This window comes from Microcoleus sp. BR0-C5 (assembly GCF_036705045.1).
Taxonomy (GTDB): Bacteria; Cyanobacteriota; Cyanobacteriia; order Cyanobacteriales; family Microcoleaceae; genus Microcoleus.
Genome location: NZ_JAUBTR010000002.1, coordinates 183,720 through 206,642 on the forward strand (window position 1 = coordinate 183,720; position 22,923 = coordinate 206,642).

Genomic DNA, 22,923 nt, shown 5'->3' on the forward strand with positions numbered 1-22,923 from the left:
AGATAGTATGATACCAGTAGAATCAATAGGACAGGGAATTGATAGAGAAGCCAAGCTTTTTTTTGAAGAACATAAACCGCCGACTGATTTAATTTTTGATGATGGTGCAGAAATGGAAAGCAACCGCCACCGTATAGCAATGACCGTTTTAATCCGTTCCGTAGAACAAGGTTTAGCTAACCGAAACGATTTTTTTGTCGGTGGCAATATGTTTATTTATTACAGCGCTAAACAGATTCGGAATCAGGATTTCCGAGGCCCGGATTTTTTCGCTGTGTTGGGTGTAGACAGCAATCCTTCCCGACAAGGCTGGGTAGTTTGGGAAGAAAACGGACGTTACCCGGATGTCATTGTGGAACTGCTGTCGCCGTCAACGGCAAATCAGGATACCGGCAAAAAAAAGGATATTTACGAGCAGGTTTTTAGAACTCCTGATTACTTTGTTTTCGATCCTTTCGAGCCGAATTCTTTGCAAGGATGGCGTTTAGATGCCAACCTGCGCTATCAGCCGTTAGTTCCCAACGAGCGGGGTTGGCTGTGGTGCGAAACGTTAGGTTTTTGGTTGGGCACTTGGGAAGGAATTGTCGATCGAGAAACAGCGACTTGGGTGCGTTTTTTCGATGAATCTGGCAATTTAGTTTTGTTGCCAGAGGAAGCCGCTCAACAACAAGCCGAAGCCGCTCAACAGCAAGCCGAAGCCGCTCAACAGCAAGCGGAACAGGAACGCCAGCGAGCCTCGCGACTAGAGGCCAGATTGCGAGAATTGGGAGAAGATCCGAATGATCTTACCCTGAACCCAAATCACAGCTAACACCCAATCGATTTTAGATTTTAGATTTTAGATTTTAGATTGAAGCTAAAATCTAAAATCGCCCGTCTCAAAAGTGAATCAATGACTAAAAACTATCCGATCAAAAATGGCAAAGTGGCTATCCTGCTGCACGAGGGAATTCTCGGCTATTCCGGCAAAACAGGTTTAGCATTTTTGCGCTACAGCGAAGCACAAATTGTAGCAGTAATAGACAGCCAATGTGCCGGACAATATTTACCTGAATTAACTCGCCTTCCTCAACAAGCACCGATAGTTGCTTCCGTTGCAGAAGCACTGCAATTTGCGCCGGATATTCTGCTAATTGGTATCGCTCCTTCCGGCGGTGTTTTGCCTGCAGAATGGCTGCCAGAAATTAATCAAGCGGTAGCAGCAGGTTTGTCTATTGTCAACGGTTTGCACGCAAAACTTGCACCTTTGATAACAGTTCCGTTAACCGAAAATCAATGGATTTGGGATGTGCGTCAGGAACCGAAATCTGTCGGTGCGATCGCCTCTGCCGCTGCTGCTAAATTAAGCTGTCGCCGCGTATTAACTGTCGGCACAGATATGAGTGTTGGCAAAATGTCAACCAGTCTGGAACTTAATCGCACTTGCTTGCGGCGAGGTTTGCGTTCCAAATTTTTAGCAACGGGACAAACGGGTTTAATGATCGGAAATGAAGGCATTCCTTTGGATGCAGTGCGAGTTGATTTCGCCGCTGGTGCTGTCGAAAAAATGGCGATCAAATTGGGTTCTGAATGCGATATTCTGCACGTAGAAGGGCAAGGTTCGCTATTGCATCCGGGTTCGACGGCGACTTTGCCGCTGTTGCGGGGTTCGCAGCCAACTCACTTAATTTTAGCGCACAGAGCCGGACAAACTAGCATTCGCAATCACCCGCACGTATCGATTCCAAATTTATCAAAAGTGGTCGAACTGTATGAAATGTTGGCGGCTGCGGCAGGTGCTTTTTCTGGGGGAAAAGTGAGCGCTATCGCCCTCAACACTCATCACTTAAATGAGGCAGAAGCGCTGTTAGCAATAGCTGAAGTTCAAGCAGAAACGGGATTGCCTTGTACCGATCCGGTAAGGTTTGGCGCGGAGGTTTTGTGGGAGGCGATCGACAGTTGATATGCTACAATACGTACCAACTAAAAAATAAATACATAAAACTATGACACAAAGCATTCAAGCAAAAACACTGACCCTGCACGATGTCAAAACAAAATTTAACTTCCAACTTTGTGAAGACGAGCAATTCTTCCGGGAGTGGATTGACGATTTACCAGAAATTACTGATGAAGAAAAGCGATATTTAGACAAAGTAAAGGCTGGCTATACTAACAGTGCCGACCACTCCATGATAGAAGATACCGTGAAAATGGTGGTACTTGCTCCATTGCTATTTTTAGCAGATTTATACCTGAATCCCTTTCATATAGAAGCAGAAAAATCGGTGGAACTTGTCACCGTGGATGAAGGTATACTTGTCAGAGGAAGTATTGATGTTCTGCTTTTAATTGAATCTTTTTGGGTTGTTGCGATCGAAGCGAAGCGAGCACAATATTCCGTTGAAGCTGGACTTCCTCAGTTACTATTTTATATGCTGAATGACCCCAGTCCAGAACAAGTAACCTTTGGGCTTTTGACAAATGGCAGCAGTTTTCGATTTATCAAAGTGACCAAACGAGACATACCGCAGTATGCCGTGTCTAAACTTTTCGATATTGGGAGTCAAGGAAACGAACTTTACGAAGTTTTTCGCATTTTGAAGCGGCTAGCTGGTATAATTTCGAGTAACACATCTTCTACTTAAATACATAATAAGGCTGTTGAGAACTCAAACTAAACGAGACAGCCAACAAAAATCACAATGAATGAAAATTCTTTGGAGTTGCAGTCAGGATGCGCCGTCCGCCCGGCCTCAGAGCAAGATATGAAGTCAATTAGAAGGTTAGTGTGGAGCGCCAAACTCGATCCAACTCAGTTGCGCTGGGAGCAATTCTGGGTTATCGAATGCGAGGGAAAATTGGCAGCTTGCGGACAGTTGCGGAACTTTGCGGGCGCGCAAGAATTGGGTAGTTTGGTGGTGGCGAAAGATTGGCGCGATCGAGGTTTGGGAAGCTACCTCACAAAATATTTAATTCAACAAGCTACAGAACCGCTATATTTAGAGTGTTTGGGCTCCCGACTCGCATCATTTTATACTCGCTTTGGCTTCACAGAAGTTTCCGTACAAGAATTGCCGCAGTCGCTTAAATTCAAATTTGGCTTGTCTCAATTGGCTAAAACTTTATTCAGAATTCCTGTAACGATTATGCAGTATCAAGCAGGTTTTTGATAATTATGACTTTTATGAATTTAAGATTCTGAATTTATGAATGGATTTTAAGTTCGACTTGTTCAATAATTGGATAACAGGGTGCGATCGACCGGCATCGATCAAAAACTCCTATCGCCTGCTGATATCTGCGTCAGTCTCGATCGCCTATTTTCTCTGCCTAAAGAGGTAGGTACAAATCAATATCGCGTGGGGAGGGTGGGTGAAAGGCGAAGTTTACTTGCTTATATCATAGATCCGCTTACGGGCCCCTAATAGCGCACAGGGTGTCAGAAACCTGGTTTTTAGGGGTTTGGTGCGTAAGTTACGGACTAGATATTTATGGATATTCCGGATTGGGCGATCGAGACTGCGTAAGTTCATAATTCACCGTTCGCGGTAGTCCAGTTAGCTAAATTGGCACAGCTACAAGCGTGATATTTAGGCAAAAACCTTTATAAAATGGTTGTTTGCGGGTTTAGGAGTGTCATGTGCCAGTACCAGACTCGGAAAGTGGACTGGCGATCGCCCCAAAGATATTCGACTCCTGGCAAATTAGTAAGTGTAAAGCAAGTGAGTCACAACCCAATCAAAAAACTCAACCCCAAAATTCAACCCAAAAATAAAACATTTTCACAGCAGCAGTAATGCGGAATCAGCCAATCTCTAATGTAGCTAACCACATCTACCCTTAAGGTAAATCCCACCAACTGCTCAACACTAAATCCTTAATTCAATACCTCGGAATTACTGGATTTAGACTCCCTGCAACCGCTTCTCAAATCCCCTCAACATTTCAAAAATTCTTTGCCTTTTATCCTGATAAAACCAGGGAAGGCAAGAACAATGAAATATCAAGGCAATCAATCAATCTTAACCGAGGAAATGCAGCCTCTCAAATAGCATAAACAGACAATTACACATCCATATATTTTAACACCACAGGAGTAAATATCATGTTCAACGTAGTAAAAGCTTTCGGCTCGATTTTCTCTACCCAAGGATACAGCACAGCTAACAATATGCTTATCAAAAATTACGTCAACACCAATTTTAACTACTTCAACGAAGAAGCTGTCGTCGATGAATCGATTTACCCGAATCAAACAGGTCGCGTCCGCTTCCAAGGTAGCTGGTGGCCCGCACGGTGCGATCGCCAAATCACCCTCACACCCGGAGACACCGTTTATGTCATCGGCGTTGACAACATCACTCTGTTAGTTTCCCTCGCTCCTGCAGACTAAATCAGAGCATGAACAACCTGGTAATCAATTTCAAGCAGGAAATGCTACTTTTCAAAGAACACAAAATAGCCGATTAAACTTCGATATATTTTAACACAAAAGGAGTCAACAAAATGTTTAACGTAGTAAAAGCTTTCGGTTCAATTTTTTCTCCTCACACCTACAGCACAGAAAAGAATATCTTAATGGATAACTACATCAACACCAATTTCCACTACTTCAACGAAGAAGCAGTGGTCGATGAATCGATTTACCCGAATCAAACAGGTCGCGTCCGCTTCCAAGGTAGCTGGTGGCCCGCACGGTGCGATCGCCAAATCACCCTCACACCCGGAGACACCGTTTATGTCATCGGCGTTGACAACATCACTCTGTTAGTTTCCCTCGCTCCTGCAGACTAAATCAGAACTCGATCCAAACTGCCTAACTTTTCACACCCATATCTGATTTCGGCAGGGTTTATGCAAATAAACCCTGCCTTTAGTATGCTTAAATAAGTTGAGACACATACTAACCATATTTAAACCAGTGAATTTTCAATCCGTCATTGCCACCTTAAACAAATTCTGGAGCGATCGAGGCTGCCTGATCGCCCAATCCTACGACACAGAAAAAGGTGCAGGAACCATGAATCCCCACACCTTTCTCAGAGCAATTGGCCCCGAACCTTGGTCAGTCGCCTACATCGAACCCTGTCGCCGCCCCACCGACGGACGCTACGGCGAAAATCCCAACCGATTCCAACATTACTATCAATATCAAGTTTTAATTAAACCCTCTCCTCCTAACATCCAAGACATCTATTTAGACTCCCTCAGAGCATTAGGAATTCGCCCAGAAGACCACGACATTCGTTTCGTAGAAGACAACTGGGAATCGCCCACCCTCGGAGCTTGGGGCGTCGGCTGGGAAGTCTGGCTCGACGGCATGGAAATCACCCAATTTACCTACTTTCAACAGTGCGGTAGCATTGACTGTCGCCCCGTATCTATTGAAATTACTTACGGACTAGAACGCCTAGCAATGTATCTCCAAGAAGTCGATGCGATGACGAAAATTCAGTGGAAAGATGGCATAACTTACGGCGACGTTCACCTGCAAGGAGAAATAGAACAGTGTACTTATAACTTTGAAGCTTCTAATCCCGAATTGCTGTTTACTCTATTTGGATTGTACGAGCAAGAAGCAGAACAATTGACAAAGAAAGGATTGGTTTTGCCTAGTCTTGATTATGTGTTAAAATGTTCTCACACTTTCAATTTACTCGATGCTAGAGGTGTGATTTCGGTAACGGAAAGAACCCGCTACATTACCAAAATTCGCAACTTGGCGCGGCGAGTGGCTCAGCTTTATTTGGAACAGCGCGAAAAGCTGGGTTTTCCTTTAGAAAAAGCAGTGAAAGTGTGAGAAGGAAAAGGATAACGACACGGATACACGGATGAATTTAGTTGCTATCGTCCTCGACTCATACCAATTTTATAGGTCGTTGCATAGAATTCCGATCCCCCCTAACCCCCCTTAATAAGGGGGGGACAAGATTCCGATCAAAGTCAACCCCTACTCCCCTTCTTAAGGGGGATTTAGGGGGATCGAAATATGTGCAACTTTTTGGGATTTTTAATGAATTCAATGCCTAATTATTCGGACAATAATACAGAAACAAATCCTCAACTGCGAATTGATAATGTTAGTTTAAAAACACCGATCGCCTCAAGCTACTTATTGGAAAATATCTCGTTTCAGGTACACAAGGGATCTCGCGTGGCAATTGTTGGCCCTTCAGGTGCCGGCAAAACAACGCTGTTGCGGTTGCTAAATCGCCTCAGCACTCCCAGCAGTGGCTCGATTTATCTGGAAAATACAGAATATCGCCAAATACCCGCGATCGAACTCCGCAAACAAATCACCCTCATCCTGCAAGAATCCAAGCTTTTGGGAATGTCGGTGCGAGAAGCATTGGCTTATCCTTTGAAGCTGCGGGGGGTGACTGCATCAAACATTGCTGAGAGAATTAGCGGGGCGATCGAACAACTGCACATACCCCAAGAATGGCTCGATCGCACTGAATTGCAGCTTTCCACAGGCCAAAAACAGCTTGTGGCGATCGCCCGCGGCATCATCCTGCAACCAAAAATCTTGCTTTTAGACGAGCCAACATCCGCCCTAGACGCCGGAAAAGCCGCCCACCTTTTGCAAGTATTGACACAGCTAACAAACGGCAAAACCACAATTGTAATGGTAAACCATCAATTAGAATTAGCCGAGCAATTTAGCACGCGAATTCTGCATTTACAGCGCGGAAAGCTCATCGAAGACTCGCCCTCTCATCAAATAAATTGGGTGCAACTGCGGCAAAATTTAATCGAAGCAGAAGCAGAAGCCCAACAAGAATGGTAAACAAGCTCAAAAACACTTTCTGCGACGGGTTGGGTAATTAATTTGGATGTTTTAACCGCAGAGGGCGCAGAGGGCGCAGAGAAAGAGAAGATAAGAGGGAAAGAGAGAATTTTACAAGTTGTTGAGGATTGCTAGAGAGAGACAGTCAGATATTAGCTTTGGGAATCTTGTTTAAGGTTGGCATTTGTGATTTGACGGTAAATTGTTACTGGGAAATTAAACCCATTTTTTGATAAAGTGGTCGGACTAAGTTTTTTAAAGCTGGCAACTGTTTGGTAAAAATTATGGAGCCTACAACACAAATTATACCTCCAATTATGACTGTATTGGGAGCGCCGATATAATTGGCCAATCCGCCGGCAACTAAATTCCCAAAGGGTGTCACTCCAAAAAATGCCATCGTGTATATGCTCATCACTCTTCCGCGTTTGTCGTCTTCCACAATTGTTTGCAAAAATGTGTTTCCTCCTGCAAATTGCAAAATGAAACCAAACCCCACAAACAACATCATGATTAATGACAGCCACAAGACGTGGGACAAACCAAAACCTATCAGTCCGAATCCCATAATTGCCGGTGAAATCGCAATCCATTTGCCGAGGCCAACTATACTTTTGCGCGAAATCAAATAAATCGCGCCCGCGAAGGCGCCAACTCCCGAAGATGCCATCAAAAAGCCGAGGGTTTGTGCGTCGCCTTGCAGGATTTTGGTGGCAAAAATCGGGACTAAAACTGTGTGGGACATTCCCGCAAAACTTACTAATCCTAATAGCAGTAAAATTGCTCGAATCGGGGGAAAACCGAAGGCATAAACGAATCCTTCTTTTAATCTTTGTAAGGGTTTGGTATTAGTTGCGGCAATTTTACGGGCTTTGATCTGCATCGCTAATAAGCCTGCAATTACAGCAATGTAGCTGAGTCCGTCAATGAGAAAGCAATAACTTGCCCCGACTGTAGCTATTACCAAACCTGCAATTGCTGGGCCGATTAGTCTGGCGCCGTTGAACATGGAAGCGTTGAGGGCGATCGCATTTGCTAAATCTTCTTTTTTTTCTACAAGTTCCGGTACAAAAGCTTGCCGTGCTGGCGCGTCAAAGGCGTTAATTGCGCCTTGAAAGAAACTCAGTACCAGGATCTGCCAAATGTTAACGACTCCTGTTAGCGCTAAAAATGCTAGCGCTAATGATTGAACCATCGCTAATATTTGAGTGGCAATTATGACTCGGTGGCGGTTCCAGCGATCGATTAAAACTCCTGCAAAAGGCAGTAAAATTAATGTGGGGATTTGACTTGTAAATCCCACCACGCCGAGCATCCAAGGTGAATCACTCAAATTGTAGACCAGCCAAACAGTAGCGACTTGCGTCATCCAACTGCCAATCAGTGAGAGGCCTTGTCCTGCAAAAAACAGGCGATAATTTCTCGATCGCAGCGCTGGAGGAAGTTTTATTGTTTTGATTTTTGCTAGTAGATTCATGCGTGATTACGGCTAGAGCAATCCTATTTGATTGGTAAACATTTTTTAGGGGTAGCGCCCCTGGGCTTACCCCTAATTAGCAAAGGGCAACCATCGGGGAACTGCCCCTAGACTCATTATTACGAATCATTGAGAATTGCGATATGAGCCGGAGGTTCTATTTTACAGATCCCGAAAACCCGGATTTGAGTATTGTTAAACTTTTGCCCGCAGCAAAACGATCGCAACATTTAAATTTTTCTGTCGCGATCGCTTGGCTAATGAGAAATTCCTTCCCCGAACCCTTCCCTCAATTAATGCTTAACAGCCAAGTGCCGAGGTAACGCAGCAAGGGAACGTCCCCAGGAGTGCGGATGCGGACGTTGAAATGGTACATTCCGCCCGGAGATGGGTTTTGGACGTTGGAGAGTACAACCTCAACATTGTTGCCTGCAGGAATTGGTTCTGCGGGATAAATTTCTATGAAACGATTTTCTTTGTCCCAGATTACTTCTTGCAATTCGATTGTTTTGTCTTTGACGCGCACTTTAATGTCTTTTTGGTCGAATTCGCCTTTGTAGTAGTCTGGATAGGATATGTTCAGTTGGGCGATCGCCAAACTTACTTTTTTGGAAGGAATTCGCAGCCGATATCTATCGCCACTCATCCCGGGTGTACCGTAATCCAAGCGATAGCTTAATTGGTTGGCGCGATCGGGGCCGCCGAAAATCGTGAATCCTGGCATGGACTGGGCTAAACTGATGGCGGGTAATCCAGCCACCAAGCAACCTGTAACCGCTAGTGCTGAAAATAATCGTCGCATAACAACTCCTCTAATTAAACTCTTGGTGAACCTTAAATATTGCTCGCCCGAAATTTGCGATCGTGCCTACAATATATCGAATCTCTCAGCCATTTGATGAGGGCGATCGCCCGCCGGCTGAGGTCACTTTTTTTTGCGTAATTTTTGCGTAATACTGATAACTGACATTCAAACTACAGAAGTAGGCGACATAAAATTATATCATAATCGGTGGCAAACTTAACAATTTAGCGAATTTGAATGTATAAGATAAGTTAAAGATACGGGTCGAATTTGGGCGATCGGCTTTAGTATCAACGAGAGAAGTTTAGGGCAACGGCTGCTTCAATGTAAAGCAAGGCATGGGGCGATTAAAAATCGCACTTCAAGAAACCTGCAGAGGCAGGTTTTGTCTGTGTAGGCGCGGTTTCAACCGTCCTAGGAAAGCTTAAATAAGGAGACTGTATGAAATTAGCGATCGCAAAAGAAATAGAAGCAGGGGAACGCCGGGTGGCTTTAGTACCCGACGCTGTGGCTAAATTGGTAAAACAAGGCGTCGAAGTTTGGCTGGAAGCCGGTGCCGGCGCAAAATCCTTTTTCTCGGATCTTGCTTACGAAGAAGCGGGAGCTCAGGTTGTCGCCGATACCGCTAGGCTGTGGGGCGAAGCCGATGTCGTCGTGAAAATCGGGGCCCTGCAAGAATCAGAAGTTCATCAACTCCGGGAAGGAGGAGTTTTCATCGGATTTTTGAATCCTCTGGGAGATCCAGCTTTAGTGCAGCGTTTAGCCGATCGCAAAGTAACGGCCTTCAGCATGGAAATGATCCCGCGCACCAGCCGCGCTCAAAGCATGGATGCGCTGTCATCTCAGGGTAACGTCGCCGGTTACAAAGCGGTATTGATCGCAGCAGCCGCTTTGCCGAAATATTTCCCAATGCTGACAACGGCGGCGGGTACAATTCGCCCCGCGAAAGTATTGGTAATGGGTGTGGGCGTTGCTGGCTTACAGGCGATCGCCACGGCGCGCCGTTTGGGTGCGGTAGTCGAAGCCTTCGACATCCGCCCGGAAACAAAAGAACAAGTGCAAAGTTTGGGCGCTAAATTCCTTGATGTCGAACTCAAGGAAGAAACCGTCGCCGCCGGAGGTTATGCTAAAGAGCTATCAGAAGCTGCCAAAGAATACACCCGCCAAGTGCTCACCCAACACGTCAGCGCTTCCGATGCAGTGATTACAACCGCTCAAGTTCCCGGCAGAAAAGCACCTATTTTAGTTACTAGAGAAATGGTTTCTCAAATGAAGCCCGGATCGGTAATTGTTGACCTCGCGGCCGAACAAGGCGGCAATTGCGAATGTTCGGAAGCGGGGAAAGATGTTGAATGGAACGGCGTTAATGTCATCGGCCCGATTAATGTGCCCTCGTCGATGCCAGTCCACGCTAGCGAAACTTACTCGAAGAATATCTCGGCTTTAGTTCAGTTGATGGTGAAAGATAAGGAACTCAATTTGAATTTTGAAGACGATATCATTGCTGGTGCTTGCGTTGCCCGCGACGGTGAGATTAGCAACCAGCGAGTTCGCGATGCTTTGGCCGCTCAGGCTTCAGCCGTCAGTTAAATTCTGTCCTTATGAGGCAAAGTCCGGCAGGGGTTGAAACCCCTGCCTCAAAGCTTAAGTCCTCGCTATGAGGACTGAAGAACTGATTAAATATCTCCAAAAAAGGCTTTTTTGAACAGGCTTTCCGGCCGGTTCCACAAGAATTATTGGAGATGTCTATTAGTCCTCTTAAGAGGACTTTGGCTATTAGCCAGGGAATTCATTCCCTGGCGGACTGGCGGACGCAACCGGGAACGAGTTATTTCCAATTACCAATTACCAATTGTTATGGCAGAAGGATTGATTGCAGGTTTAGTGGTGTTTACTCTAGCATCGTTTGTGGGATTTGAAGTAATTAATAAAGTCCCGCCGACGCTGCACACACCTTTGATGTCGGGTTCTAATGCGATTTCGGGAATTGCGGTTTTAGGTGCAATTCTGATTTCAGGCCAAGGCAATGTGACTGTTACTTCGATTTTGGGGACGATCGCGATCGCCCTGGCCACAATTAACGTAGTTGCCGGTTTCCTAGTAACCGATCGAATGCTGCAAATGTTCAAGAAAAAAGAGGTTAAAGCGTGAGCGATTTTCTGCCCAGTGGCATTCAACTAGGTTATTTAGTTGCCGCATCTTTGTTTATTATCGGTTTGAAACAGTTGGGTTCCCCTGCAACCGCCCGTCAAGGGAATGTGTTAGCTGCGATCGGGATGTTAATTGCGATCGTCGGTACTTTGCTGGAAAAGCAAGTCATCAGCTACGAATTGATTGCTGTCGGAATTATCATCGGTTCCATTTTGGGAACAATTATGGCGAAAACCGTCGCGATGACGGATATGCCGCAGATGGTGGGTTTGCTTAACGGTTTCGGGGGCGCGGCTTCTGCACTCGTTGCTGTGGGCGAATTCTGGCGCTATCTCAGCATCCCCCAATCGCCAACTCCAGACGCGACAATCACGATCCTTTTGGGTGTGTTGATTGGCGGAATTACTTTCACTGGTAGCCTTGTGGCGTTTGCGAAACTGCAAGAATTGCTGCCTGGTGCTCCAATGACGTTTCCGCTGCAACAGCCGTTTAATGCCATGCTGGCGATCGCACTTTTAGCCGGCAGTGGTTATATGCTGACGAATCCCGAAAATGTGCCGGTATTCCTGGCTTTGGTGGCGATTTCCAATATTTTGGGAATCATGTTTGTGCTCCCGATTGGGGGTGGCGATATGCCGGTGGTGGTGTCGCTGCTTAACTCTTATTCGGGGATTGCGGCGAGTGTGGCTGGGTTCATTTTGATGAACAATATGCTGATTATCGCTGGTGCATTGGTGGGCGCGTCGGGGATTATTTTGACGCAAATCATGTGCAAGGCGATGAATAGATCGCTTGGTAGTGTGCTGTTTAGCGCCTTTGGTAGCGGTGGCGGTAGTGCTGGGGCTGCTGCTGGGGCTGCTGGTGTTACTGACAAAACTGTTCGCAGCATCAATCTCGAAGAAAGTGCGATGATGTTGGGTTATGCGCGATCGGTTGTAATTATTCCCGGTTACGGAATGGCTGTAGCGCAAGCACAGCACGCGGTGCGCGAGTTAGCCGACGGTTTGGAAAAAATGGGTGTTGACGTGAAATACGCGATTCACCCGGTGGCTGGGCGGATGCCGGGGCACATGAATGTGCTGTTGGCGGAAGCAAACGTGCCTTATCCGCAGTTGTACGATATGGACGATATCAATCCGCAGTTTGAAGAAACGGATGTGGCGTTGGTAATCGGGGCTAACGATGTGGTGAATCCGGCGGCGCGTCACGATACGGCGAGCCCGATTTATGGGATGCCGATTTTGGAGGTTGATAAGGCCAAGCATACGATCGTGATTAAGCGCGGGATGAGTGCTGGTTTTTCTGGTGTAGATAATGAGTTGTTCTACAAGGATAAGACGATGATGTTGTTTGGTAGCGCTAAGGATGTGGTTGCCAAATTGGTTTCTGAGGTGAAGCAGTTGTAGGATTTTGCAACCGCAGATTCAGGCGGATTAACGCTGATTAACGCTGATAATTAAACCCGGTTTCTCCAAGAAACCGGGTTTTTGTTGTGGGGTTGTTTTGGTGTTGTTTTATGCAATGCTAGCTTGGTTCACATATTCACTGGAAATCGGTGTATGTGAAAATCCTTGTTCTCTGGCTTTTTGAAACCATTTATCTGCTTCAGTGCGATCGGCGGCTACACCATCAGCACCGCAAAGATAAATTCCTGCTAAGTTGTTTGAGGCAACACCATAGCCTTGCTCAGCGGATTTGATGTACCATTTAATTGCTTCTAATATCATCATTTCTCGACCTAATCCTAAATGGTACATACTGGCAATGATGCACTGGGATGCAGCATTACCTTGTTCTGCTAGTGGTTTTAACAAGGTAAAGGCTTGGGTATAATCTTGGGTATTAAAAGCGGCTAGACCTTTTTCTAAGTCAGGCATTAACGGTCATTAATAAATTCAATATACTATAATAGCATTAAACGAATTCAGGAAACATTACTATGAACAGACCAAAAATACTACTCGACCCGATTTTACCGACTGAGGAAGAAATAATAGCTATCAAATTGTTGGATAAAATGCTATGTCTCAAGACAGAAAATGGTGATTCTGAAACATCCAAAGTAAAACTTGTGGAAGTTGGCGGGGAAGCGATCGCACTTCCTGAATCCCTCTATCAATTGTTGTGTCAATCTGCACATTTAATGGCGGCTGGTAAAGCAGTGTCTTTAGTGCCAATTGAGCAAGATATGACTGTTGAAGAAGCTGCGACTTTGCTCAATGTGTCGCCAGAATTTGTAGTCAAATTGCTCGATGATGGGGAAATTGTCTATGGAAAAGTAGGAAACCAGCGGCGGATAAGTTTGGCAAGTGCGATCGCCTATAAACAGCAGCGTAGTGTTAAGCGCCGTGAAATTCTCAAGGAATTAGCTGAGTTTAGCCAAGAAGAGGAATTGCATGAGACTAGAGTATACAGCTAGCAGGTTGATTCCTTATCCTGTGGTTTTGGATTCCTGCGTGATATTTCCTATGCACTTGCGTGATACGCTCTTTCGTGCTGCGGAGATTGGGTTGTATGATTTATATTGGTCGCAAGAAATTTTAGACGGTGCAACTCGCAATCTTGTTAATACTGGAAGGATGAAAAGTGAGAGGGTGGCGCGTTTTGAAGCTGCACTTAAAGAAGCTTTTCCTAATGCAATGGTTGAAGTTCCAGAGGATGTGATTGAACAGATGACTAACGATCCAGGCGATCGCCATGTCGCTGCGGCTGCGGTAGTTGCTAAAGCTCAAGTCATTGTTACATCCAACCTGAGAGATTTTCCACGAGAGTCTTTAAATCCTTGGGGAATTACGGCTATGCACCCCGATGTTTTTCTGAATCGTCTTTATGAGGTTGCACCGGATTTGATGGCTAATGTAGTCAGCCAACAAGTTGAGGATTTGAAAAATCCACCCCTGAGAGTTGATGAATTACTTGTCAGGTTGAGGGAAGAAGTTCCGGTTTTTGCAGATAACATTCAACGTTATTATGAGAATATTTCGTAGGTTGTAGTTAAGGGCGATCGCTATGCAGTCGATTCTGGACTTCAGAAGGATCTGCTGTCTCAAAAAATAGTTCCAGCGCCTCGATGAGATTCTGTCGCGCTTCTTCTATATTGTCACCTTGGCTGGCAATATCGAGTTCCGGGCAAAGGGATACATATCCGTCGCCTTCTCGTTCAAAAATTGCTGTAAACTGTTGTGTTGACTTCATAATTTGAAGTGGCGGACTGCCAAGCTCAAACAATTATAGTTTTACTTGAGATTATATCACATTTTTCGCTGTTCGGTGGAGACTGGCGATCGCCCTATACAATGCTAGCTTGGTTTAAATAGTCACGGGCGATCGGTGCTAGTCAAATATACCTGCGATCGGAGATTATTTAAATATAATGAAATCCTAAAGAATTAATAGAACTGCAAAAATTGTACTAACCTTAGAGCTAAAGTCAATTCAATTAAAAAATTTTCAACTATGTCAGATAAACCTTTTAACATCCGCCAACTAGATGGCTTAGATTATGACGAAGCAGAACCACTCCTGGAAGATTATCAGGAAGCGCTAATCGAGCTATTTGTCAATTCTCCCGAAGGAGAAGAATACTGTAAAACTTATCCAGACGTTGGATTTTGGATCTCGCAGTTCATTTATTACGGTTTCGGCTATGAAGGTTTTACGCTGCCTCGCATGAAAGCGGAAGATGTGGCAACTGTAGTCGAAGAGTTGTTTCCCAGGAAAGTGAGTTTGCTTTCGCCGGAAGAAGGTGAAAATGCTATCCCGGAATTATTGGCGTTCTGGCAATTTTTGAAGCGAGAATTTAAACTGCGAAATGCCACTTCAATTATCAAATACCTGCGGGATATCGAGCCGGATTTTAAGGAGATTATGGAAGATTCCTCTAAATTTGGATTTGCCAAATCCTTTGTAACGCTCGGTCATCAAGCAGGGTTTGATATGAGTACGGGGGAAGGTCTAACACAATTTCAGGAGATATATAATGCTAGCATTGCTCCTATAATGGCAGCTAAAAACTCCGATACATCGGGATTTTCCAGCAACCCGATAAGTGGTAGTGCTGTCAATGACTCTAAGGCAAGTAAAGAAAAGCAAAAAAAAGAAAAAAATACGGCGGCTGAATCGAGAAAACGCAACCGCACCAAGAAAAAATGAGGTTTAGCAAGTATCTATTCTCACTTTACTCTTCTTCGGATTCTTCTCAGCATCTTGTTAGCTTCTTCCCTCCCGCGAAACTTCCAAACTAATAAATAACACATCAAACAAAACCCGAAAATTCCTAACACGATCGCACTTTCTTCCGGTGAGTTGGTAGTTCTATCGAACTTCCCACTCTTCGGACTTGCTGGGATGTTGTTAGTTCGTTCGACCGTTCGATCGTCCGCTTGCAAGTTAAAACTGTGTTGTTCAATAGCATTACTATTTTTAAGTTTTCGATCTATTTCTTGAAATGACTTCGCCTGTTCGCAGCTTGTTAAGGATAATCCCATAAGGATAAAAATTAAGAAATAACAGGGCGATTTCACGATTTTTACTTCCATTTATGGAGAAAGCGACTAAATAAATATAGGACTGACTCGTGGGAAGTCAGAAACCGGGTTTTTTGCGAAAATACTTCGTATACAGCCACAAATTCCCTGAAAAACCCGGTTTCTTTGGTCTGAGTGCGCGGTCAGAAACCGGGTTTTTTACGAAATACTTCGTACACAGCTACAGATTATCTTAAAAAATCTGTTTCTTTGGTCTGAGTGCGTAATTCCTGCGAATAATTTCTACAATAGCGGTGTATGATTTTCGTAAGTTGTAGTTAAGGGCGATCGCCATGCAGCCGATTCTTGACTTCCGAAGAATCTGCTGTTTCAAAAAATAGTTCCAACGCTTCGATCAGATTCCGTCGCGCTGCTTCTATATTGTCACCTTGGCTGGCCATATCAAGTTCTGGGCAAAGGGATATATATCCGTCCCCTTCTTGTTCAATAATTGCTGTAAATTGTTGTGTTGACTTCATAATACTATAATAGCATTATTGACATCCGGCAAGTTTTCGGGAATGCGTTACTTGGCTGATGTAGAACTTTTCAACTTAATTATCGCTCTTGTAGTCTCTCAAAACATTATCGAGGATTCAGTACCGTGAGTAATAGTGGAAATTTCTTTAACGTCGCAAACCTGACTATCAGTGTACTAGGTTTGTTAGCGGCTGTTGGCGGTGCGGGAATTGCTATTGTTCAAGGTTGGCCGCCTCTGTTGGTTGGACAAAATGCTCGTTTTTCCTGCCAACTTCAGCCAGATACTCAGCGGGGTAGTGAAGTTTGGACTGTCATGTACCGTCACGATAAAGGTCAACAACCTTGGCTGAAAATGGTCACAACTTTAGGCGGTGATTATACGCCTGTAAGACGCTGCCAAATAATTTCTGAAAGCTTGAACGGTTATCGCAAAGATGGTTTAATTAAGTTAGCTTATAGAAATGAGCCTCAAACGCCAAAGCAATACGTGATTTGTGCTAAAACTAAGTTGAGTGGCGAGGGTTGTCCGCTGGTGTTGACGTTGAATCCCGGTAGCGATAAGGAGGCTTATCAAGCAATGCGAGATATGACTGAAAATTTGCTCAATGGTACTGGGGTTTATCAAAATAGCGAGGGCAAGTTGGCAACTTCTAAGTTTTCTCCGTCTTCGCCAGAGATTGATTTAACTCCTTTTTTGGCTGAAGAGGATCGCCTTGCTGGATCTAATTCTGCTAAGTGATATTCAACTTATAGGAATTACGCATGGGGTTCAGAAACCGGGTTTTTTGCGAAAATACTTCGTTTCATCCCACAGATTCGGAAAAAAACCCGGTTTCTTTGGTCAGAGTGCATAAGTCCTGGTTCACTGAAAAGTTTATTCTGGCTAATTGTTATAACCCTCAAGTCGCGAGCAGCATCCTTGCTGGTACGTGGACGTGCCAGGTATCGGAAACCCTGACACCGCATGACTTAGTGGATTTTTACACGCTCCAATTCTTAATAAAAACTTAAAGCCTTTATAGGTTACAATTCACAAGTCTCTGCATGAGAGAAAAACCTATGTAGTTATAAATACTTATAAACTGATATCGAGAGAGAATGAATGGCTCCCACCCATCAACCCCCAACCGCCGCCCCCGGTAACTTGGCGGAAATTCCCCGCCTGGTCGCGGGAGGTGCCCCGATGGTCCATTGGTATTGAAAGTTTCTTGAGAGTACAACACCCATTCTCCTTCCTTTTCTCCTTTATCTTTCTGTTTCCAGCCGATCGCCTCAGCGTAAGCTCTCCATACTTTATCATCATACTCTTTAGTGCCACCCAGACTTTGATAAATCTGGTTCTGCACCGAAAAGCCGAAGCGTCTATCACTGTATTTTACCCAAAGTCGATCCATCGCCCGCAAATCTGGACAGGAAAAATTTTTGACACTGAACATGTCTAGCCAACCTTCTTTTTGTCTCCCCGCCACTTCTAACATTTTGTTAGCTGTTTCCCTATCTGCTTCTTTCCACTGCCCGGCCGCCAGTAACTGTTCCAGTTTCGTATAGTCTGCTTTAGCAATGGGTTGATTTTCCCAAGATTGATTTGCCAGATAAGTTTGAATCGGAATCCCCCTCGGCAATTTATCCTTCGCCTGCCCGTGAACTGCAACCACTTTACCGCTAGCATCTAAAACAGGCGCACCACTTATGCCAACAGAAACTTGAGCTGTATAGTTAATTCCATATCCCTCCGTCAATACAACATTAATCCTCGATACTGAACCTTCCAAAAATTCCGGCGCTAAATCTTCATTCTGAAGAACAGGAAAACCATAAACATAGATTTTATGTCCTACTTTTAGATCGTTAGAATTACCAAAATTGACGCTTGGATAAGGACAATTTTCCCCGGCATACTTAAACGTCACGACGGCTAAATCGAAATTGGGACTTGTTTGAATACTGTCAGTTTTATGACTTTGTTTATCCTGATAAGTTTGCAGTTTCAAACTATAGCCTTTAACCACATGACCAGCGGTGAGAACAGTGCAAACTCCCTTTTTTCCTGGTACAAAAAATCCGGTACCGTGTCCGCCTTGATTTTCGTAGTAAATCAGCACGAGGCTCTTGTTAACTGTTTCAGCAATTTCTTGAGATGACTTCGGCTGCGAGCAACTTGTTAAGGAGAGTCCGATGAGGGGAAAAATTAGCCAGCAAGAGCGGAATTTCATGAATTTTGCTGATAGTTTTAGGGAATAAGGCAGTAAATGAATAATTTCTACAACAGTGATGTGTTGTTTTCCAGGTAGGAGATTAACATGAAATTATACCATTTTTTTGTCATCGTAGCTACGGGTAAGGAGATTGGAGCGCTCGGAGGTGACAAGTTAAGATTAAAAGCCTCTTGATATCTCGCTGGTAGCAAAGTCTAGATCCCCCTAAATCCCCCTTAAGAAGGGGGACTTTGACTACTTTATTGTCCCCCCCTTATTAAGGGGGGCTAGGGGGGATGGAGATTTTGTGGACTCACTTATGGCTAAGTCTAGCTCGCCATTTAGGTGCTTCCGATGCTATCATCCTAGAATCATTTCCCGATCTAACCGCCGCTGACTTGGTAAATGCGTGGGCTTATGCCGATGCTTACCCAGAGGAAATTGAACAAACAATTAGAGAAAACGATTGAGAACGTAAAAAATGACACTGAAAGAATTAGAAAAACAACTCCTTGCCTTAACTCCCGCTGAAAAAACTCAGGCAATACAGCTATTAGTCCAAAGTTTAAGCAATACTTGGCAAGGAATCGAAAAAACTCCCGGCGTGTGTGGTGGTAGGGCTTGTATTGCGGGGACTCGTATCCCTGTTTGGGTAATGGTTGAAGCTCGTCGTATAGGATATAGTGAAGCCGATTTGCTAGAAAATTATCCCACTATTAGTGCGGCGGATCTGGCAAATACCTGGGCTTATGCTGATGCCTATCCTGATGAAATTGAACTGGCAATCCGAGAAAATGAGGAAGCCTAAAACATGGCGCGTTTATATTCAGATGAGCAATACCCAATAGCTGTTGTCAGAATTCTGCGAACTCTCGGTCACGATGTTTTAACTGTTCAAGAAGCAGGAAATGCTGGACTTAAAATTCCTGACGATCGAGTGTTAGAATTTGCAACGAGTGATTCTCGATCGGTGTTAACACTCAATCGTCAAGATTTCATCCGACTGCATCGCATCCAACCTAATCATTCTGGTATTATTACTTGCACTAACGATCGCAACTGGGAAAGGTTGGCATCACGTATTGATGAAGCTATTTTTGCTGAAGAAACATTGACTGGCAAATTGATTCGGGTAATACGTCCCCAAATCTGAAAAAAAGCCCCTCGCCCTTCCCGACCCAAAAACCCTATAATTAAATCCCCAATTGCTCCCAATATTAGGTAAAATTATTGGCGTGTCTGAGGATAAACTATATGCGCTGGGTTCGATATATTGCGATCGCGATCGTCAATGGTTTCGGTGTCGTCATCGGTATTATTTGGGTTGCAGTCCCCACAACAGTGGCTCAACCTTCCCTAAACTACCAACTCGCACTCTCTGGGCGACAGCCAGAGGGCGAAACTCCGCAATCCCTTTCCGAACTCTACAAATTGCGCGATCGGCTTAAAGTACAATTAGATAACCTTGCCAAAAATCCCGACAGCGCCCCCTTTCCGGCAGAACTTTGGAAATCAGCAATCCACCGCCAGCAATCCCAAACTCTGGGCGAGCAACTCCAAAACGTTCAAATTCAGATTCAAATAGAAGAAACAGCCAAATATAATTGGGACGATGCTGCTAAATTAGCCGCCCAAGCAGTCTTAATTGGACGCACTTCTAATCCTTCTTCTGCTACTTGGGAACAGTCCCAGCGGCTGTGGCAGTTGGCTATCAATACGTTGCGACTCATTCCTCACGATTCTTTGTTGGCCGATCGGGCGATCGACAAAACCATCGAATACCAAGGAAACCTCAGTGTCGCTACCTATGAAATGCAAGTTGCACGTTCTGTTGAGAAAGTTAGAGCCGAAGAAGAAGAGATAAGAGAGCGAGCCCGCAAAGAGCAAGAGAAAAAAGAATTTGCTCGTCGAGAAATAGAGAGAAAAGAGCAAGAAAAAAAAGACCGGGCTAGAAAAGAACTTGAAAGGCAAGAGTTTGAAAAGCAAGAATTAGCCAGAAAAGAACTTGAAAGGCAAGAATTAGCCAGAAAAGAACTTGAAAGGCAAGAGTTTGAAAAGCAAGAATTAGCCAGAAAAGAACTTGAAAGGCAAGAACTGGAAAGGCAAGAGTTAGCCCGAAAAGAACTGGAAAGGCAAGAATTAGCCCGAAAAGAACTTGAAAGTCAAGAATTCCAAAGGCAAGAGTTAGCCCGAAAAGAACTAGAAAGGCAAGAATTTGAAAGGCAAGAGTTAGCCAGACAAGAATTAGCCAGACAAGAACTTGAAAGACAAGAGTTAGAGAGAAATCAGCAAGCAACTTCTCAACCAACTCCTGAATCAACTGCAACACCAACTCCCGCCCCAGTTACGCCGGCTGCGTCCCCGTCGAACTTTTTCTTTGCGGGAGATACTAACAGAGATGGCCAAATTAACGAGCAAGACGAAGCGGGCAAAGAACAATGGTCTTTGTCTAAGGGCGCGCTTATTTTATTTAACGATCGCAATAACGATCGCGGCAAGATACCGACTTGGAAACAAACCAAAGTTAGCGCTCCCCGCCGTGCAGCAATGCTTTCTCAAGTTAACTTAACAATGTCGGAAAGCTTCAAAACCTCTCAGTTATTTATCACGGCTGACAGCATTGCTAGCCCTCACATCAGCGTTTTTCAGAAGACGGGCGACGGCTGGCAACCTGTAGATATATCCGGTGCTAAACCTCTAGTTTTTAGCACCAATATTGTTTTAGGCGTCGAAGCCAAACAATTTGCCGATCGCAACTGGAACGGCACTGTTAATCTCAAAGCAACTGCCCAAAACAACGGTCAAGAAATTGCCTCCACCACAATCCAAATGGGCGTTAGTCCTTGGATGATAGCGCCCAATACAGCACCAGTAACCGAAGTTCAGGTCAGCGACAGAGGCGCGGTCAACAGCGAATTTATCTCGCAACTCAAACAAGCAGTTGAACCCACGGGCGCTAAAGTAAAAATTCTCCAGGGCGATCGCACTTGGATGCAAGATACCCAGAAAAACGGATACGTTCAACTCCCCGAAGAATCGGAGATACGCCAGTTTAATGTAGCCCTAAAAAGCAATAGCGAGACCGAGAACAACCCGCCTGTTAAATCAACTCAAAACCCGGATTTGAAAGTAGTTAAAATTGGCAATCCTCGTTCTTTAGACCCTGTAAGTCAGTGGTCTGACGGATACGGCAATTTGCAGGTGACACCGCCGATTCCCGGACACCCAATGGGTCGAGTTTATTACGGGAATTCGGGAAATGCTAGTTTTAATCCAGAGGTACTTGATTTTATTCAAGCTCAGAGAATTCAAGGGCCGCCAGTGGATATTGATACTTCTTGGCTTTTGACTCGCCAAGTCGATGAAATTATCAATTTTATTCCCACTCAAACTCCCGGACAATATGTAATGGCGATCGCCAGTCCCGAAGCCGGAGTTAAGCTGTTGGAAGAATTGGAGGGAAGAGGTTACGGCGATGTTACTATTAATCGCGGTTTGAGCACTCAAACAACAGTCAGCGCCGCCTTGAAAAATCGCGCTTTAATTCAACACAATCTTAATTTACAAAATCAGAAACTCAATCCGATTGTAGAGAAGTTAAAAAGAGAGTTTTTACTCGGAGACAACCAAATTATTCAAGTTCCGGCGATGTTTGGCTACAGCGGTTATGCTTGGTGGCCGAATATGGTCAATTCGGTGCCAGTTAACGGCAAGTTGTTAGTTTCAAATCCGCGCGGGCCAATGATTGACGGTGTAGATTACACTCAAGAAAGATTGCGCCAACTGCTGCTTCCTGCGGGCGTCAGCGTTAGTTTTCTGGATGACAGGTATTATCAAGAATTAAAAGGAAACGTGCAGTCGGCGACGAATACTGTGAGGAAGCCAGAAGAGCGGCCTTTTTGGCAGTCTTTGCCTAATAATTACTAATTGGGAATCGGGCATGGGGAATCGGGAATCGGGAATCGTGAATCAGGAATTTGTAGGGGCGGGTTCACCAACAATACTCGCCTGTAACGAACAATCTCGTAAACCCGCCCCCACCCAACAGTAAATCTCAATATACCTCCTAAACCCGCCTCCCTATGCTAATATTTAGCAAAACTATGCTAGGAGTTTAACAGATGGCTACCCTGCAAATAGAAAATATACCAGAGGAATTGTACGCGAGACTGCAAGAGTTAGCCGCAGCTCAAAACCTCTCGATTACCGCGTTTGCGATCGCCATTTTAGAAGCCGAGTTGTCAACAGAGACAAAACCCCTCTCAGGACAAGGTAAAAAGTCTGTAACAGAAATATTGGCAGAAATCAGCCGTCGTCGCGAGTCTCGTCCGGCGAATATGGGGATGATACTAGATAGTACCGCTTTAATTAGAGAGGAGCGCGACAAATAATATCTTGCACCATTTTTATGAACAGGCAAGATGCCTGTTCCACACAAGTACCATTTTTATGAACAGGCAAGATGCCTGTTCCACACAAGTACCATTTTTATGAACAGGCAAGATGCCTGTTCCACA

General features: G+C 44.7%; 27 protein-coding genes. 20 read left to right on the plus strand and 7 right to left on the minus strand.

The window, feature by feature from the left end:
• The first annotated feature begins 7 nt into the window (after positions 1 to 7).
• The 8 genes from QUB08_RS01595 to QUB08_RS01630 all read left to right on the plus strand — a co-directional run bounded on the left by QUB08_RS01595 (position 8) and on the right by QUB08_RS01630 (position 6,772).
• Complete coding sequence (locus tag QUB08_RS01595) at positions 8 to 811, plus strand: Uma2 family endonuclease (protein ID WP_333222864.1); 804 nt, start codon at positions 8 to 10, stop codon at positions 809 to 811.
• An 81-nt stretch (positions 812 to 892) separates the two neighbouring features.
• The gene (locus tag QUB08_RS01600) at positions 893 to 1,942 is read left to right on the plus strand and encodes a DUF1611 domain-containing protein (RefSeq protein WP_333222866.1); all 1,050 of its coding nucleotides are present in this window, start codon (positions 893 to 895) and stop codon (positions 1,940 to 1,942) included.
• A gap of 43 nt (positions 1,943 to 1,985) precedes the next feature.
• On the plus strand, positions 1,986 to 2,627 hold the full coding sequence (locus QUB08_RS01605; protein WP_333222868.1) for a type I restriction endonuclease: 642 nt from the start codon (positions 1,986 to 1,988) through the stop codon (positions 2,625 to 2,627).
• Positions 2,628 to 2,684: 57 nt separating this feature from the next.
• A complete protein-coding gene (locus QUB08_RS01610; RefSeq protein WP_333222870.1) occupies positions 2,685 to 3,152 on the plus strand; it encodes a GNAT family N-acetyltransferase in 468 nt (155 codons plus the stop codon).
• A 935-nt stretch (positions 3,153 to 4,087) separates the two neighbouring features.
• Entirely contained in the window at positions 4,088 to 4,375 is a 288-nt protein-coding gene (locus QUB08_RS01615) for an NfeD family protein (protein ID WP_333101688.1), read from the plus strand.
• 113 nt (positions 4,376 to 4,488) lie between these two features.
• Positions 4,489 to 4,776: an NfeD family protein gene (locus tag QUB08_RS01620; RefSeq protein WP_333222872.1), complete on the plus strand. Its 288-nt coding sequence runs from the start codon at positions 4,489 to 4,491 to the stop codon at positions 4,774 to 4,776.
• A 127-nt stretch (positions 4,777 to 4,903) separates the two neighbouring features.
• Positions 4,904 to 5,782 carry a glycine--tRNA ligase subunit alpha gene (glyQ, locus tag QUB08_RS01625; protein ID WP_242720870.1) on the plus strand — a complete coding sequence of 293 codons (879 nt, stop codon included), beginning with the start codon at positions 4,904 to 4,906 and terminating at the stop codon, positions 5,780 to 5,782.
• 222 nt (positions 5,783 to 6,004) lie between these two features.
• Positions 6,005 to 6,772 (plus strand): ATP-binding cassette domain-containing protein, encoded by a 768-nt coding sequence (locus QUB08_RS01630; protein ID WP_333222942.1) that lies wholly within the window; start codon positions 6,005 to 6,007, stop codon positions 6,770 to 6,772.
• Positions 6,773 to 6,977: 205 nt separating this feature from the next.
• Here QUB08_RS01630 and QUB08_RS01635 read toward each other — a convergent pair whose 3' ends face one another.
• Complete coding sequence (locus QUB08_RS01635; protein WP_333222874.1) at positions 6,978 to 8,249, minus strand: MFS transporter; 1,272 nt, start codon at positions 8,247 to 8,249, stop codon at positions 6,978 to 6,980.
• 289 nt (positions 8,250 to 8,538) lie between these two features.
• Complete coding sequence (locus tag QUB08_RS01640) at positions 8,539 to 9,051, minus strand: DUF2808 domain-containing protein (protein WP_333222876.1); 513 nt, start codon at positions 9,049 to 9,051, stop codon at positions 8,539 to 8,541.
• A gap of 444 nt (positions 9,052 to 9,495) precedes the next feature.
• Here QUB08_RS01640 and QUB08_RS01645 point away from each other — a divergent pair, with 444 nt between their 5' ends.
• The 3 genes from QUB08_RS01645 (at position 9,496) to QUB08_RS01655 (ending at position 12,611) form a co-directional block, all read left to right on the plus strand.
• A complete protein-coding gene (locus tag QUB08_RS01645) occupies positions 9,496 to 10,644 on the plus strand; it encodes a Re/Si-specific NAD(P)(+) transhydrogenase subunit alpha (RefSeq protein ID WP_333222878.1) in 1,149 nt (382 codons plus the stop codon).
• A 267-nt stretch (positions 10,645 to 10,911) separates the two neighbouring features.
• Entirely contained in the window at positions 10,912 to 11,205 is a 294-nt protein-coding gene (locus QUB08_RS01650; RefSeq protein ID WP_106150865.1) for an NAD(P) transhydrogenase subunit alpha, read from the plus strand.
• Positions 11,202 to 12,611, plus strand: a complete 1,410-nt coding sequence (locus QUB08_RS01655; RefSeq protein ID WP_333222880.1) for an NAD(P)(+) transhydrogenase (Re/Si-specific) subunit beta — start codon at positions 11,202 to 11,204, stop codon at positions 12,609 to 12,611. Before QUB08_RS01650 ends, QUB08_RS01655 begins: the two co-directional genes overlap by 4 nt.
• 108 nt (positions 12,612 to 12,719) lie before the next feature.
• Here the strand turns inward: QUB08_RS01655 and QUB08_RS01660 are convergent, their stop codons facing one another.
• Positions 12,720 to 13,082 (minus strand): tetratricopeptide repeat protein, encoded by a 363-nt coding sequence (locus QUB08_RS01660; RefSeq protein ID WP_333222882.1) that lies wholly within the window; start codon positions 13,080 to 13,082, stop codon positions 12,720 to 12,722.
• Positions 13,083 to 13,144: 62 nt separating this feature from the next.
• On the opposite strand from QUB08_RS01660, the gene QUB08_RS01665 reads away from it, so the two are divergent.
• Positions 13,145 to 13,624, plus strand: a complete 480-nt coding sequence (locus tag QUB08_RS01665) for a helix-turn-helix domain-containing protein (RefSeq protein WP_333222884.1) — start codon at positions 13,145 to 13,147, stop codon at positions 13,622 to 13,624.
• Positions 13,602 to 14,192 carry a PIN domain-containing protein gene (locus QUB08_RS01670; protein ID WP_333222886.1) on the plus strand — a complete coding sequence of 197 codons (591 nt, stop codon included), beginning with the start codon at positions 13,602 to 13,604 and terminating at the stop codon, positions 14,190 to 14,192. Before QUB08_RS01665 ends, QUB08_RS01670 begins: the two co-directional genes overlap by 23 nt.
• Before the next feature lie 7 nt (positions 14,193 to 14,199).
• Here the strand turns inward: QUB08_RS01670 and QUB08_RS01675 are convergent, their stop codons facing one another.
• The gene (locus QUB08_RS01675; RefSeq protein WP_333222888.1) at positions 14,200 to 14,400 is read right to left on the minus strand and encodes a type II toxin-antitoxin system HicB family antitoxin; all 201 of its coding nucleotides are present in this window, start codon (positions 14,398 to 14,400) and stop codon (positions 14,200 to 14,202) included.
• 261 nt (positions 14,401 to 14,661) lie between these two features.
• Between QUB08_RS01675 and QUB08_RS01680 the strand changes: the two genes are divergently transcribed.
• Positions 14,662 to 15,357 carry a hypothetical protein gene (locus QUB08_RS01680; RefSeq protein ID WP_333222890.1) on the plus strand — a complete coding sequence of 232 codons (696 nt, stop codon included), beginning with the start codon at positions 14,662 to 14,664 and terminating at the stop codon, positions 15,355 to 15,357.
• A gap of 20 nt (positions 15,358 to 15,377) precedes the next feature.
• Here the strand turns inward: QUB08_RS01680 and QUB08_RS01685 are convergent, their stop codons facing one another.
• Entirely contained in the window at positions 15,378 to 15,692 is a 315-nt protein-coding gene (locus QUB08_RS01685; RefSeq protein WP_333222892.1) for a hypothetical protein, read from the minus strand.
• A gap of 317 nt (positions 15,693 to 16,009) precedes the next feature.
• Positions 16,010 to 16,210 carry a type II toxin-antitoxin system HicB family antitoxin gene (locus QUB08_RS01690; protein WP_333222894.1) on the minus strand — a complete coding sequence of 67 codons (201 nt, stop codon included), beginning with the start codon at positions 16,208 to 16,210 and terminating at the stop codon, positions 16,010 to 16,012.
• A 125-nt stretch (positions 16,211 to 16,335) separates the two neighbouring features.
• Between QUB08_RS01690 and QUB08_RS01695 the strand changes: the two genes are divergently transcribed.
• Positions 16,336 to 16,950 carry a COP23 domain-containing protein gene (locus QUB08_RS01695; RefSeq protein ID WP_333222896.1) on the plus strand — a complete coding sequence of 205 codons (615 nt, stop codon included), beginning with the start codon at positions 16,336 to 16,338 and terminating at the stop codon, positions 16,948 to 16,950.
• A gap of 277 nt (positions 16,951 to 17,227) precedes the next feature.
• On the opposite strand, the gene QUB08_RS01700 is transcribed toward QUB08_RS01695, so the two are convergent.
• Entirely contained in the window at positions 17,228 to 18,424 is a 1,197-nt protein-coding gene (locus QUB08_RS01700) for a GUN4 domain-containing protein (RefSeq protein WP_333222898.1), read from the minus strand.
• Between the two features lie 278 nt (positions 18,425 to 18,702).
• Between QUB08_RS01700 and QUB08_RS01705 the strand changes: the two genes are divergently transcribed.
• From QUB08_RS01705 to QUB08_RS01725, 5 genes are all read left to right on the plus strand, one after another.
• Positions 18,703 to 18,876 carry a DUF433 domain-containing protein gene (locus QUB08_RS01705; RefSeq protein WP_445300878.1) on the plus strand — a complete coding sequence of 58 codons (174 nt, stop codon included), beginning with the start codon at positions 18,703 to 18,705 and terminating at the stop codon, positions 18,874 to 18,876.
• An 11-nt stretch (positions 18,877 to 18,887) separates the two neighbouring features.
• Positions 18,888 to 19,214 carry a DUF433 domain-containing protein gene (locus QUB08_RS01710; RefSeq protein WP_333136494.1) on the plus strand — a complete coding sequence of 109 codons (327 nt, stop codon included), beginning with the start codon at positions 18,888 to 18,890 and terminating at the stop codon, positions 19,212 to 19,214.
• 3 nt (positions 19,215 to 19,217) lie between these two features.
• Complete coding sequence (locus QUB08_RS01715) at positions 19,218 to 19,559, plus strand: DUF5615 family PIN-like protein (protein ID WP_333222900.1); 342 nt, start codon at positions 19,218 to 19,220, stop codon at positions 19,557 to 19,559.
• A 101-nt stretch (positions 19,560 to 19,660) separates the two neighbouring features.
• Positions 19,661 to 22,333, plus strand: a complete 2,673-nt coding sequence (locus QUB08_RS01720) for a protein-arginine deiminase family protein (protein ID WP_333222902.1) — start codon at positions 19,661 to 19,663, stop codon at positions 22,331 to 22,333.
• A gap of 194 nt (positions 22,334 to 22,527) precedes the next feature.
• On the plus strand, positions 22,528 to 22,797 hold the full coding sequence (locus QUB08_RS01725) for a FitA-like ribbon-helix-helix domain-containing protein (RefSeq protein ID WP_333222904.1): 270 nt from the start codon (positions 22,528 to 22,530) through the stop codon (positions 22,795 to 22,797).
• Positions 22,798 to 22,923 lie beyond the last annotated feature (126 nt).

Excerpts from the sequence above, each read along its gene's own strand:
- QUB08_RS01595 (WP_333222864.1), top strand. The coding sequence starts at position 8 with ATGATACCAGTAGAATCAATAGGACAGGGAATTGATAGAGAAGCCAAG.
- QUB08_RS01600 (WP_333222866.1), top strand. The coding sequence starts at position 893 with ATGACTAAAAACTATCCGATCAAAAATGGCAAAGTGGCTATCCTGCTG.
- QUB08_RS01605 (WP_333222868.1), top strand. The coding sequence starts at position 1,986 with ATGACACAAAGCATTCAAGCAAAAACACTGACCCTGCACGATGTCAAA.
- QUB08_RS01610 (WP_333222870.1), top strand. The coding sequence starts at position 2,685 with ATGAATGAAAATTCTTTGGAGTTGCAGTCAGGATGCGCCGTCCGCCCG.
- QUB08_RS01615 (WP_333101688.1), top strand. The coding sequence starts at position 4,088 with ATGTTCAACGTAGTAAAAGCTTTCGGCTCGATTTTCTCTACCCAAGGA.
- QUB08_RS01620 (WP_333222872.1), top strand. The coding sequence starts at position 4,489 with ATGTTTAACGTAGTAAAAGCTTTCGGTTCAATTTTTTCTCCTCACACC.
- QUB08_RS01630 (WP_333222942.1), top strand. The coding sequence starts at position 6,005 with ATGCCTAATTATTCGGACAATAATACAGAAACAAATCCTCAACTGCGA.
- QUB08_RS01635 (WP_333222874.1), bottom strand. The coding sequence starts at position 8,249 with ATGAATCTACTAGCAAAAATCAAAACAATAAAACTTCCTCCAGCGCTG.
- QUB08_RS01640 (WP_333222876.1), bottom strand. The coding sequence starts at position 9,051 with ATGCGACGATTATTTTCAGCACTAGCGGTTACAGGTTGCTTGGTGGCT.
- QUB08_RS01645 (WP_333222878.1), top strand. The coding sequence starts at position 9,496 with ATGAAATTAGCGATCGCAAAAGAAATAGAAGCAGGGGAACGCCGGGTG.
- QUB08_RS01650 (WP_106150865.1), top strand. The coding sequence starts at position 10,912 with ATGGCAGAAGGATTGATTGCAGGTTTAGTGGTGTTTACTCTAGCATCG.
- QUB08_RS01660 (WP_333222882.1), bottom strand. The coding sequence starts at position 13,082 with ATGCCTGACTTAGAAAAAGGTCTAGCCGCTTTTAATACCCAAGATTAT.
- QUB08_RS01665 (WP_333222884.1), top strand. The coding sequence starts at position 13,145 with ATGAACAGACCAAAAATACTACTCGACCCGATTTTACCGACTGAGGAA.
- QUB08_RS01670 (WP_333222886.1), top strand. The coding sequence starts at position 13,602 with ATGAGACTAGAGTATACAGCTAGCAGGTTGATTCCTTATCCTGTGGTT.
- QUB08_RS01675 (WP_333222888.1), bottom strand. The coding sequence starts at position 14,400 with ATGAAGTCAACACAACAGTTTACAGCAATTTTTGAACGAGAAGGCGAC.
- QUB08_RS01680 (WP_333222890.1), top strand. The coding sequence starts at position 14,662 with ATGTCAGATAAACCTTTTAACATCCGCCAACTAGATGGCTTAGATTAT.
- QUB08_RS01685 (WP_333222892.1), bottom strand. The coding sequence starts at position 15,692 with ATGGGATTATCCTTAACAAGCTGCGAACAGGCGAAGTCATTTCAAGAA.
- QUB08_RS01690 (WP_333222894.1), bottom strand. The coding sequence starts at position 16,210 with ATGAAGTCAACACAACAATTTACAGCAATTATTGAACAAGAAGGGGAC.
- QUB08_RS01700 (WP_333222898.1), bottom strand. The coding sequence starts at position 18,424 with ATGAAATTCCGCTCTTGCTGGCTAATTTTTCCCCTCATCGGACTCTCC.
- QUB08_RS01705 (WP_445300878.1), top strand. The coding sequence starts at position 18,703 with ATGGAGATTTTGTGGACTCACTTATGGCTAAGTCTAGCTCGCCATTTA.
- QUB08_RS01710 (WP_333136494.1), top strand. The coding sequence starts at position 18,888 with ATGACACTGAAAGAATTAGAAAAACAACTCCTTGCCTTAACTCCCGCT.
- QUB08_RS01715 (WP_333222900.1), top strand. The coding sequence starts at position 19,218 with ATGGCGCGTTTATATTCAGATGAGCAATACCCAATAGCTGTTGTCAGA.
- QUB08_RS01720 (WP_333222902.1), top strand. The coding sequence starts at position 19,661 with ATGCGCTGGGTTCGATATATTGCGATCGCGATCGTCAATGGTTTCGGT.
- QUB08_RS01725 (WP_333222904.1), top strand. The coding sequence starts at position 22,528 with ATGGCTACCCTGCAAATAGAAAATATACCAGAGGAATTGTACGCGAGA.